Genomic DNA, 12,680 nt, shown 5'->3' on the forward strand with positions numbered 1-12,680 from the left:
TCGAAACATGATCATAGTTTTCCCGCAAATCAAGAAGTCTGATTCCATGAAAATGGTTTGAGGCTTCTTTCTATTGATTGTAGAAATATGACGATGGTTGTGATAGACTCAATAGAAAAACCGGGTGTTCACGGGTTTAAAGCAGCAAAGAATTTCACAAACTACGGGGAGCTCGACACCGGCAAACCGATCTTTTTTTTAGAGTACGGATGAAATTAAACGACAGACACTGCCATTTACTTTTCCATTCATGTTGCTCAATATTATATATTTGGGGGGAAACACACCATGTCAGCCAAGAAGATGCGTTCCGATATGATCAAAAAAGGTTTTGACCGTGCACCGCACCGGAGTTTGCTCCGCGCAGCGGGCGTTAAAGAAGAGGATTTCGGCAAGCCATTTATTGCCGTATGTAACTCTTACATCGATATCGTGCCCGGCCACGTCCACCTTCAGGAATTCGGTAAAATTGTAAAGGATGCTATTCGTGAAGCCGGTGGCGTTCCATTCGAATTTAACACCATCGGGGTAGATGACGGAATTGCCATGGGACACATTGGTATGCGTTACTCGCTGCCAAGCCGTGACATTATCGCGGACTCCGTGGAAACCGTTGTATCTGCTCACTGGTTCGACGGCATGGTATGTATCCCGAACTGCGATAAAATTACACCCGGCATGATGATGGGTGCACTCCGCTGTAATATCCCTACCGTGTTTGTCAGCGGTGGACCGATGAAAGCCGGTCGCGACAGCAATGGTAAAGCTCTTTCCCTGACTTCCGTATTTGAAGGCGTAGGTGCTTACCAAGCAGGTAAAATCGATGATAAGAGCTTGCTTGAACTTGAACAGTTCGGTTGTCCAACTTGTGGATCATGCTCCGGTATGTTCACAGCAAACTCCATGAACTGTCTGGCTGAAGCGATGGGACTGGCGATGCCAGGTAACGGAACCATCCTGGCTGTTGCTCCTGAGCGTCGTGAGTTTGTTAAACAATCTGCTAAACAACTGATGGAACTTATCAAAATGGATCTGAAACCACGTGATATCGTTACTGTAGAAGCGATCGATAACGCGTTTGCTCTGGATATGGCGATGGGTGGATCTACGAATACAGTACTGCACACGCTGGCACTGGCTCATGAAGCGGGCATCGAGTACCCAATCGAACGCATCAATGAAGTAGCTAACCGCGTTCCGCATCTTGCTAAACTTGCACCAGCTTCCGATCTTCACATCGAAGACGTTCACAATGCAGGCGGCGTAAGCGCAGTGCTTAACGAATTGCTCAAGAAACCAGGCGCGATTCATGGGGATTGTATTACGGTTACTGGTAAAACGATTCGCGAGAACGTTGAAGGAAAAGAAATCCAGGATACCAATGTCATTCACCACTTGGATAACCCGCATTCCGAAAAAGGCGGCCTGGCTGTATTGTTTGGTAACCTTGCACCACAAGGCGCTATCATCAAAGTTGGTGCGGTTGATGCTTCGGTTGGTGGATACCACAAAGGTCCTGCTATCTGCTTTGACTCCCAGGAGCAAGCGCTCGAAGGCATTGCTAACGGCAAAGTAAAAGAAGGACATGTTGTTGTCATCCGTTATGAAGGACCAAAAGGCGGACCAGGTATGCCTGAGATGTTAGCTCCTACTTCCCAGATCGTTGGTATGGGGCTTGGTGCCAAAGTTGGTCTGATCACCGATGGACGCTTCTCTGGCGCATCCCGCGGAATCAGTATCGGACATATCTCACCAGAAGCAGCTGAAGGTGGTCCAATCGCCTTTGTTGAAGAAGGAGACATCATCGAGCTGGATCTGAACAACCGTATCATCGAATTGCACATCAGTGACGAAGAGTTTGAACGTCGTCGCGCAGGTTGGAAAGGCTTTGAACCGAAAGTAAAAACCGGTTACCTGGCTCGTTATTCCAAACTGGTTACCAATGCAAGCAATGGTGGCGTACTGAGTATCTAATTTACGTATTCCATACTTGACCTATTGGAAACAATCTAATAAATAAAGGGTTGCTCTTCTGCCAAATCTGGCGAAGGGCAACCCTTTTCTTTTGCTGGTTGGTGTAATTAGTCCGTTTAGTTCCGCTCTGGCAATATCTCTTGTTCAATTAACAACGATTCATCTCTGGATTCTTCTATCGTTGCAGCCACCTGTGTCGTATGTTGACCGTAACGTTCCAACAATATATCCAGCGGCATGGCAATCATCTTGGGTACCAATTGTTCTGTACGCTGTTTCAAGCGTTTGGTTCCTGCCGGATGGATCACACTTAAGAGCAGTTTCAGGTATACTTTGGATGCAGCGCTGAACGGTCCAGGGGGCAATTCTTGTATGGTAAATCCAAATTTTTCAGGACCTCTGTTTATCATACTTACACCGTATATGGCTTTGGCAGAGCGTAACTCAGGATCGAGCGCCACCATATGTGCCAAATCCGGCAGTTGCTGTTCCATCGTGCGGATCATACGAATAGCCAAATGCATACTTGAACGCGAAGTCACCCCAAGTTCGAACAACTTCTGATTGTCAAAATGCAATTCAATGACCGGATCTCCGTTTTGGATGACATGGCCATCGCTCATCTCCATTCGTGCTCCGTGATATACACGAGATCGAAAGTGTAACATGGGATCTTCAGGCGAAGCCGTCCGCAGATGATATACCCAGTGGAACAATTTCTCCCAGCCAAGCCATAAGGCAACAACGATCCGCTTCCATAGCTTTAACGTTGTCTGTGGCTGATTCTTGTTCTGAGATTCGCTCACTGTAACACCTCCCATCAACGTATCGACACGTACACTTTGCAGGCCCAGCCTTTCAGCTTCCTGCAATACGACCTCCAGCGCCTGAAGCATCTGCTCCGGCGCGTGTGCATCAGCACCAAGAGTCGTTCCTCGATCATGCAGCAGCATGACCTCTCCGCCTCTTAACTCCTTCAGCATCCGTTCGGTCAGTCGCTGGACACCTACTCGGCTTCTCCAGTCTTCAAACATGGAAGACCACAGTACAATCTTTCGTTCTTTCTTGCTGAAAAAATCAAACAGATTCATAATGCCCCATGGTGGACGATAAAAACAAGTTTTAACACCGGTTACTTCATGGATAATCTGACCTGTTCGCTGAATCTGGTCACGAACCGTACGCGGCCGCATGAGCCAGTTCGTTTTGTGAATATAATTATGAATGCCAATAAGGTGGCCTTCGTCATGTATGCGCTGAATGAGTTCAGGATGACTCGCGGCATGTTCTCCCACGACAAAAAATGTTGCTTTTGCTTGATGCTGACGAAGCAGATCGAGCAATCTCGGCGTATACAGCGGATCTGGCCCATCGTCAAACGTTAATGCAAATTGTGTATCACTTCTCCCCCGTCTAAATACACGAAAACCGAAAAGCCTGCTGATCAAACTTGGAATAAAGGCGTAAAAGGATGAAAGATACAATAACCACAGTAGAATACTCTGAAGTATCGTTGTCATGTTGCAAGCTCCCCACTTCTCCTGCTGAATTACGGTGCGCTATGGCACTATCAAAAATAAACCGCCTTTAATTTTATCATAGTTCAGACTTTTCTTGAATCCTGTTTTCCCAAAAAGATAGCTATCGTGTACAATATATACATTATAATGATCTGCCTGCAAAGGAGCCATGTCCATGCTACCGCTTTACAAAAAATACGGGCGAACTGTCTTTGATATCGCTTTACTCGTATTAACCGTGTACGTCATCATGTACAGTTTTAGCCAATTATATCAAATCGCTGCACCGGTTTTTCTCTCATTTATCGTGTACTGGATGATTGAGCCATTAGCCAAATTTCTACATCGCAAAGGACTGCCCAAGACGCTTGGAGCTGCCATATCCGTCCTGTTATTTCTCGCGATAATTATCGCGGCCTTTTTTGGTGTGGGCTTGATTATTATCTCACAGATATCCAATCTTCAAGATAATTTTCCTGTATACATTGAAATGATACAGCGTGAGTTTACCAATCTGGTGTTATTCATCCAGGACAAGTCAGACGCTCTCCCTGATGGAATTATGGATAAAGCGAATGATTATTTTGCAACACTGACCGGCTTTCTTTCCAAATGGGTAACGAGCGGAGCGCAATTCATTGTAGGTTTCCTCAGTTCATTCTCTTCATTTATTACGAACTTCGGAATTGCGATTATTCTGGCCTTCTTTCTCAGTATCGAGATTGAATCCTGGCGCAAGTTTGCCCGTGCGAAGACGCCCAAAACCTTGAAGTTAGCTATTGAATTCATGCGTAATCACGTGTTCAAGACGATCCGTTCGTATCTGAAGGCACAGATGATCATGATGCTCATTACGTTCGTATTGATTTATGCAGGTTTGTTGATTTTGGGAACCTCTAACGCCTTTACCATTGCAGTCGTCTGTGCAGTTTTTGATCTGGTACCATTGCTAGGGGTTCCTGTTGTATTCATTCCATGGATTATCTACTTGTTCATTATAGGCAATAGCAGCCTGGCCATCGGCCTGATTGTGATTCTTGCAGTGACGATGCTGACACGACAATTGTTGGAACCGAAGATATCGGGTAACTCGATTGGTGTATCTTCGGCGTACTTGATGCTTTCGTTCATGCTAATCTCCCTTTCGATCTTCGGCCTGGCTGGTGTAGTGTTATCTCCAGTGCTGCTGATCCTTTTGAAAGAACTATTACAACAAGGGTACCTGCAAAAGTGGATTCACCTGCCAAAAGATGAATTTGAATCTTCTCCATTGGTTATGGACCCGCCCGTTAGCACGGCCTCAACGAGTTCTGCCGAGTCCGCGATGCATACGCCTGTTCCTGCGAAGGATCACGAGGACCCAGCCAAATAGTCCATGACCTTCCTGAAGAGAGCTGTCGCCTGATGATGGCTGTCTGGAGAGACATTTTGAACAAGCACAGCTACGGCGTACTTGGGTTGTTCTATCGGTCCGTAACCGATGAACCATTGATGATTACGCTTCTCCCCATGTTTCTGTACCTGAGCTGTACCTGATTTCCCTGCAACATGCCACCGCGCACGCTGCAGGGATTTTCCTGTTCCCTCACGGACTACCTTATTCATCCAGGATAACAGTTTATGCGCAGTTGCGGGAGCAATCTGCCCTGCGGCTGAAGGAGAATCATGCAAGGGCATCTCGAGCATGGTGCCACCATCCGCATATCGGATTCTCTTAACGAGACGTGGGGCACTAACCTTTCCATCATGTAACAGTGTCACAATAAGATTGGCGGCTTGCAGCGGTGTGACCAGCACATCTCGCTGACCGATGGCTGTCTGTATTTTCGCACCTTCATCACCAGAAGAAACAGCTTCTGTTCGCACACGCCCGTGATCTTCGTGATCAAAGTGTCGCAAGACGGGCATTCCTGCCATCTTTTTCCCCTCCCAACCAACAGGTCGCGCCAGTCCCAGACGATCTGCCGTGTTCTCCAGTTGCTCCATACTAAGCCTGCGCGCCGTTTCCGCGAATACGATGTTGCAAGACTCCGCAAATCCTTGTTCCAGATTCAGGTTACCATGCCCATGCTCTTTCCAGCAGGACAAACCATACTTTCCATACTCACCACCACAATGAAATTCTTCTCCATGAGAAACCGCATGGTATTCCAGCGCAGCAGCCGCAGTGACAATTTTGAAAATGGAACCCGGGACGGCTCCCTGTACTGCACGATTTCCCCAGGCCGATTGTTTGGGGTCCACATGTTGTGGCTGATAGAATGGACTTGAAATCATGGCGCGAACATCTGCGTTAGCCGCATCTAACACAACAACGGCCCCTTCTTGTAAGCCAGCTTCTTCTGTCAACTGCTCCAATCCACGCTGCAACTTGGCATCCACAGTCGTTTCTACACGTAAAGGATAATGGCCATTGGCCGGTGCAATAACGTGCGGCTGAATTTCAGGGATAATCTTCCCACTACCCGAGACCATACGTGATACAAGCGTAGGACCAATTCCCCTCAACAGGGGTTCAAGTGTCCTCTCCAGTCCAGCTGCCCCTGATTTCATGGAAAATGGCTGTTTTACTTCATCCTGATGCCCAGTTAGAGCTCTGGAGGACTCAGGCTGTTCAGCCAGATAACCCATCCACTGCATTCCCGTATGCCCCTGAAGATACCTTGTCATCATTGGATAGATACCCGCTCCTTGCAGGTGCAGATTACGCAGACACTCCACCTGAGCAGCTGTCAAATGAACAGGCTGAGTTGCACCTGCTGTCCAGAAATGAGGTGCATTTTCCCGATTCCATTCCTTCTTCAATTGATCCAGATCGGTATGTAATATAGCTGCCAACTGCGTCATCTCTGAGCCTTCTAATGCCTCTTGCTTGCGTAGTGTACCTGATGGCACTGCCTGTGGGAAAAGAACCAAGCCCCATTGCAGCTTACCCGTCAATGCCTCACCTTTGTAATCCGTAAATTGTCCACGGCCCGGATCTAACATCACCCCGCGTTCACGCTGCAATACGGACATTTCACGTACCGTTCGGTGAAATCCAGGCATCGTCTGATTCACCTGAACGATCTGGACCCATCCCAATCGCAATATAAGCAATCCAAAGACAAGAGTTAGCATAATACAAGCTATATAGATTCGCCGTTTCGCAAGGAGATGCATCCCAGTCTCACCCTTTGTCGTTTTGACATATTATTGCTAATACAGCTTGGAATTATCCGGTAAACAGCAAGAAGGCCTGTCCCATGTACGGGACAGGCTCCTTAGCAATATTAATCCGCATATTTCACGGATATGCTTTATTTTTTTGTTACACCGTAAAGCGTGACAACGTTTCTTTCAGTTCCGTGGACACATTCTCCAGCTTACCAGACAGATTTACCAGCTGATTACTGATATTTTGCTGTTCACTACTCAAGGAAGCTACTTCTTGGGACGTTGCAGAAGATTCTTCAGCTACAGCGCTAACATTGCTCATGGCTTCAGACAACGTAGCTTGAGATTGGTTTAATTCTCCAATGGAACCTGTCACCATGCCCAGACGCTCCACAAATGCCCCCATCTGTTCCTGCACAGAAGCAAAGATGACGTTGGTATCTTTAACCGCATCCATCTGTTCCTTAAATAACGGATAGGCTTCAGACAAAGCATCCACGGTCTCGTTCATTTCGGTCATGATTTTGTCTGTGATCTCTCCAACCATTTCAATGGATTGTCTGGATTGAGCCGCGAGCTGTCGGACCTCATCAGCCACCACCATGAATCCGCGTCCGGCTGCACCGGCACGTGCTGCTTCAATGGTTGCATTCAGGGAAAGAATATTCGTCTGTTTTGTGATATTTTGCAGCACTTCAAGCACTTTAAGAACAGAGGATGTACTCTCTTTCAGCGAATCTACCTTATTCACCAGTGCACCAATCATTTCTTCTGTCTTCTGAGTTTTGGTCATCAACTGATTCAGATGTTGTGTTCCTGTCTGACTGGACTTCTCTACATGACGAGCAGAATCACCCATCTGTTCATTAGTAGCGATTACACTCTGCATCTGACGAGAGATATTGTCCGTTAATTCATTGCCACGTTCCGCTTCGGTTGCCAAACTGCCTGCACCGCCTGCGATCTCTTCTGTGGCTACGGCAATCTCCGAAGCGGATACAGCCGTTTTCTTGGATGCACTGCTCAGCTCAGACGCCGTATCCAATACTTCCTGCGCAGAACGATTCGTTTGTTCAACCAGCTTCGTAATCTGCTCCATCATCAGATTAAAGGCGGTAGAGAGCTGACCGATTTCATCTTGGGAGCTGTACGGTGTTCGAACTTTAAGATTACCTTTAGCACCTTCCTGCATCAGGTCTTTCAGTTTGCCGAGTGGACGAGCAAACATACGCACCATCCAGACCCCGATCAATACTGCAATCCCCGCATCAACCAGCGCCATCCACAAGGTCAGGGTCAGAATGCCTTTTGCATCCTGAACCAACACAGAGGTAGGTATCATACCAACCAGTTTCCAATTGGATGTATCCATCGTGCTGTATACAGCCAGCATTTCCGTAGATTTTCCATCTACAAGATACTTCGTATTCGTGCTACCTGCTGGTTCGGTCAACTCTTTGACAAATGCAAGATCTGTATCTTGTCCCGTACCATCCGAGATGGAGGATGCGACCACTTTATTATCCGGAGCAATCAGTTGAAGAACAGCTCCTGGCCCCAGATCAAGCGATTTCAATTGTTCCTCCAAAACTTCCAGCTTCAGCTCAATAACCAGAACATACGACTGAGTAGTCCCCTGCAAGTTTTTCATGGAACGTGCAATTTTGAACGTTGGCGTTGAGCCATCTTCCTTGACCTCGGTTGGAAGCCAGCGATAACCGCCCGACTCAATCAACTCAGTGTACCATGCTTCCTGACGAATACCGCCCATGGATGAACTGTTGTTGCCCGTACCCATAACGGACTTTGTTTCGTCTGTAGGCACCAAATAAATCGCTTCCATAGATTTATTTGTAAATGCAACATTGGACAGTTGCTTGTTGATTGAACTTGAATTCACAAATGTATCATACGCAGTCAGATTCTTATCTGACATCTTTTGCAGCAAGGACTGCATTTCCGGATCAAAGAAAATCTGTGTGGATGTATCCACAAATCTCTCCAAAATAATGTCCATTTTTTGTTTGGTCTGATCAATGGTCTCCTGATTGGCACGCGAAGCATTTTTCTCTATCGTACCCTTGGCTTTTGAATAGGATAATAGACCCAAACTCACTACAAAAATCATGATCCCCGCAAAAAAGATCAAGAACAGTTTAACCCCTACGGATTTTACCGGATTTGCCTTCCTAATTTGTTTAAAAGAAGCTCCCCCAAGGTTTTTCCAATCCCGGTTTTTGAATTGTTTCTTTACCCAATCGGTCTTGATCCAGCCCAGCTTCAGTTTACTACGATCAAGCTTAAGTAATTTTTTCCCATTCCCTGTAATTTTACTTTTACCTACTTTTTCTTTCTTCACTTTCTGAACCTGCTCAGGATTAACCTGCTCATCTTTTGTCACTTGCTCTCCACTGTCTTTCTGCTTCTTTTGAACCAATCCCATTCACCTGCCAGTTATTTACTTGTTAGATTTTTGTGTCTCTCCCCTATAATTATGTAGTATTCGACAGCTTTCTTCGTTCACCTTTCATTTCCCAGAAATTTTTTACAACTTTATTCCTATTTTTCTATAAAAAAAAGACCCCCATATGCCGATAACGGAGGTCCTTCCTGTTGATTTCATAACACTATTTTGTTAAATCATAATACTAAATTGGCTCATTGTAGGTATTTGAACCTACTTCTTTTTTCTCATCATGTCAAAATACGAAACCGGCTGATCCACTTTCATTTTAACCAGCTGTAAAGGGTGACGAGCAGCATCTAGAACATTGCCTTCTTCATCCTGTATTTCGCCGACCACCTGTTTGAAAAAGTGACCTCCCGGACCAAAAAATTCGATTTCCTGTCCTGGTTTGAAGTGATTGCGTTGTTGAATGGTTGCCATTCCTGTTTCGGCATCATACCCCATAACCAATCCAGCGAAGTCAAAAGGTACGGCTTTTTCTTCCGGTTCATAGATATGATCTTCATGGTCTGGTGTATCATAGAAAAACCCGGTATTCAGCGGGCGATTCGCCGCTTTGTTCATTTCTTCAACCCACTCAGGTTTCAGAACATAATTCTCCGGATCTGCCATATAGGCATCGATGGCTTGACGATATACGTTAACCACGGTTGCCACGTAGTGAATCGATTTCATACGTCCTTCGATCTTGAAACTGTCCACACCCACATCAATCAACTCGGGAATATGGCCAATCATGCACAGATCCTTTGATCCCATGGAGAATGAATTATCCTGTTCCTGAAACAGGGGAAGCTGGTTCTCACCCAGTTTGAATGGTGCAGGTGTCTTCATCTGCATGTCCTCTTCGCTAACCCACACTGCATCTTCTCTCGCATCCTCAAACAAATCATACTTCCAGCGGCAAGACTGGCAACAGCCGCCCCGGTTGGAGTCGCGATCCGTAAAATGGTTGGAGAGCACGCAACGTCCGGAATACGAGGAACACATTGCCCCGTGAATAAAGGCTTCAATTTCAATATCCACATTTGCCTTGATCTCTTCAATCTCTTCGAAACTGGTCTCACGTCCGAGAACAACCCGTGGAAGTCCTTCATCTTTCCAGAACTTCACAGCCTGCCAGTTGAGTGTGGATTGTTGCGTACTCAGATGTACCTCAAGACCTGGCACAGCACGCAGGGCTACTTCAATAATAGCCGGATCAGCTACGATGATCGCAGAGATTCCAGCATTATAGAGATTTTGCAGGTATGTTTCAATACCCTCAATATCCTCATTATGTGCATAGATGTTCGTCGCTACGAACACTTTGGCTCCATACTTTTTGGCAAACTCCACACCTTCACGCATCTCTTCAAAGCTGAAGTTGTCCGCGTTGGAACGCAGTCCATAGGCCTGTCCACCGATATATACGGCATCTGCACCGTAATGGATTGCAAATTTCAGTTTTTCCAGATTACCCGCCGGAGCTAGCAGCTCCGGTTTGTCCAGACGGTTACGTTTACCCGAGAACTTCCGCTGTACCGCCACTGTTTCCATTCTGTTCACCTCGTCTATTAATACACTTGTTCTTTATAGAAAAATCCAAACGACAATTCACGTTCAGGATCCTGTAACTCCCGTACCTCATCGAGCCACTCTTCGGAGAACGCATATGCGTCAGCATCGGCAACATAACTGTCAATCGCTGTCCGATATGCACGTACAACAGCTTCATTGTAGGCTAGTGATTTTAGGATACCTTCAATTTTGAAACTGTGTACACCCGCCTCCATCAACAGATGAAGATCTTCGAGGATACATATATCCTCCGAACTCATAATATGTGTGCCGTTAATGTCTTCATAGATCGGGAATTTCTCATCCCGGCGTTCAGCCTCGATCAGGAACAATCCACGTTCTTTGCCCAGATGTCCCTCGACTGGCCGTCCTTGATGAGCCATATAACTTTGCACCAGGCTACGCTTGGAGTGATATATATTCGTCATGCCATGTACCTGAACCTGAGCTTCCACCTTGAGAAAAGGAACCATCTCCGTCAACTCGTCCATATTCAACTCACGGGCAAGCACAACGCGACTCGCTCCTTTGGTCCCCCAATAGTTAGCTGTTGCATAGTTCGTCGAAGTCATCTCCGCATTCCAATGCAGCTTCACATGTGGAGCATATTCCTTCATGGTAGCCAGCACGGATGGATCATTAAATTCCACACCGTCAATACCGATTCTGCCAAGTGATTGAACATATTCGGGCAATTCTTTCAACAGCTCGTTGGACATCAGATTCGTCATGGATACATACACCCGCGCCTGATGTTTGGCTGCAATGGCAACCACCTCTGCTGTCTCCTCCACGCTGAAGCTGCCTGGAAGACGCATACCGAATCGATCATCTCCAATGACCAGAGCATCTGCTCCAGCCTGGAGCAGCACTTCTGCCTCTTTCACATTCGCTGCTGTAACGAGCAGTTCATGTTTCTTACTCATATAATCCCCTCCGCTTATTGCGCAGCCTTACTTTTGGCTATATTTTGCTGGTGTTCCTTATACGTTTTGGCAAATAGATGTCCAGACGAGCCGTCCTTTTTTGTCACATAGAACAGATACTCCGATGCTTCCGGATTTAGTGCTGCTTCAATGGACGGAAGACTTGGACTCGCAATTGGACCCGGCGGCAGGCCTTTATTCAGATACGTATTATAAGGACTTTTCACCTTCAGATCCTTGTAATACAATCGCTCCTTTGGCCTGTCGAGCAGATATTGCACGGTAGCATCAATTTCTAGCTTCATATCCTGATTAATCCGATTGTAGATTACCCCTGCAACCAGTGCACGTTCCTCATCCACTACAACTTCTTTCTCCACCAGTGACGCAATGGTCAGCAGCTCGTGCAGGGAAAGATTCTTCTCTTGGAGCTTGGCTTCCAAATCCGGGATAGAATTGATCTTGGTCTGGAATTCTTCCAGCATACGTTGCATCACATCATGCGTGGAACTTCCCTTTTTCAGCTCGTAGGTCTCCGGGAAGAGATACCCTTCCAATACGTAGCGAAGTTCTTCATCCACTGGAATATCTTTGAGGATATCTACATCGAAGGCCGAAGGATCATTGGCCAGCTTGATGAATTCATCCCGATCGAGAACATGCTCATAAGAAAGCTTGCCCGCCATTTGCAGAACATTATAACCCTCTGGAATCGTGAATTTCACCATTTCCTCCGGTACCACTTCACCACTACTCAGCTTGCTAACAATCTCATCATATGTCACGCCAGGATTCATAGAATATGTACCCGCCATGAAATTGGATCCTAGTTTTTTCCACTTTAAATACCCTTTAAAGGTTAACCCGCTTCGAATGAGGCCTTCTTCTTGAAGCTGATCCGCGATTTTTGAAGTTCCCGATCCGCTCTTAATCTCGAATACGACCGGTTCTGTAGAAGCTTCCACAGGACGCATCATACTCCATACGTAAACACCTGCGCCTCCGGCAAGAACTACAATGATAAGCAGTATGACTACTATTGCTTTCCCTTTCAAAAAAGAAACAACTCCTTTACAC

Annotated in this window: 8 protein-coding genes; 2 read left to right on the forward strand and 6 right to left on the reverse strand. The window is 46.3% G+C overall.

The features are described from left to right. Nucleotides 1-288 precede the first annotated feature (288 nt). Nucleotides 289-1,974 (forward strand): dihydroxy-acid dehydratase, encoded by a 1,686-nt coding sequence (ilvD, locus tag MKY85_RS23140; RefSeq protein WP_074096200.1) that lies wholly within the window; start codon nucleotides 289-291, stop codon nucleotides 1,972-1,974. 116 nt (nucleotides 1,975-2,090) lie between these two features. Here the strand turns inward: ilvD and MKY85_RS23145 are convergent, their stop codons facing one another. Continuing rightward, a complete protein-coding gene (locus MKY85_RS23145; RefSeq protein WP_342570868.1) occupies nucleotides 2,091-3,494 on the reverse strand; it encodes a polysaccharide deacetylase family protein in 1,404 nt (467 codons plus the stop codon). A gap of 175 nt (nucleotides 3,495-3,669) precedes the next feature. On the opposite strand from MKY85_RS23145, the gene MKY85_RS23150 reads away from it, so the two are divergent. Then, nucleotides 3,670-4,866: an AI-2E family transporter gene (locus MKY85_RS23150; protein ID WP_339236939.1), complete on the forward strand. Its 1,197-nt coding sequence runs from the start codon at nucleotides 3,670-3,672 to the stop codon at nucleotides 4,864-4,866. On the opposite strand, the gene MKY85_RS23155 is transcribed toward MKY85_RS23150, so the two are convergent. The 5 genes from MKY85_RS23155 to mltG all read right to left on the reverse strand — a co-directional run bounded on the left by MKY85_RS23155 (nucleotide 4,845) and on the right by mltG (nucleotide 12,658). Then, a complete protein-coding gene (locus MKY85_RS23155; RefSeq protein WP_342570869.1) occupies nucleotides 4,845-6,656 on the reverse strand; it encodes a penicillin-binding protein 2 in 1,812 nt (603 codons plus the stop codon). The genes MKY85_RS23150 and MKY85_RS23155 overlap by 22 nt on opposite strands. Nucleotides 6,657-6,804: 148 nt before the next feature. Continuing rightward, nucleotides 6,805-9,087, reverse strand: coding sequence for a methyl-accepting chemotaxis protein (locus MKY85_RS23160; protein ID WP_339256970.1), 2,283 nt, complete (start codon nucleotides 9,085-9,087; stop codon nucleotides 6,805-6,807). Between the two features lie 240 nt (nucleotides 9,088-9,327). After that, nucleotides 9,328-10,656 carry a U32 family peptidase gene (locus MKY85_RS23165; RefSeq protein WP_339306070.1) on the reverse strand — a complete coding sequence of 443 codons (1,329 nt, stop codon included), beginning with the start codon at nucleotides 10,654-10,656 and terminating at the stop codon, nucleotides 9,328-9,330. Between the two features lie 17 nt (nucleotides 10,657-10,673). Continuing rightward, nucleotides 10,674-11,603 (reverse strand): peptidase U32 family protein, encoded by a 930-nt coding sequence (locus tag MKY85_RS23170; RefSeq protein ID WP_339236949.1) that lies wholly within the window; start codon nucleotides 11,601-11,603, stop codon nucleotides 10,674-10,676. A gap of 14 nt (nucleotides 11,604-11,617) precedes the next feature. Beyond that, nucleotides 11,618-12,658, reverse strand: coding sequence for an endolytic transglycosylase MltG (gene mltG / locus MKY85_RS23175; RefSeq protein WP_342570870.1), 1,041 nt, complete (start codon nucleotides 12,656-12,658; stop codon nucleotides 11,618-11,620). Between the last annotated feature and the right edge of the window lie 22 nt (nucleotides 12,659-12,680).

The sequence above is a fragment of the Paenibacillus sp. FSL R5-0749 genome, assembly GCF_038595085.1.
In the GTDB taxonomy this organism is placed as follows: Bacteria; Bacillota; Bacilli; order Paenibacillales; family Paenibacillaceae; genus Paenibacillus.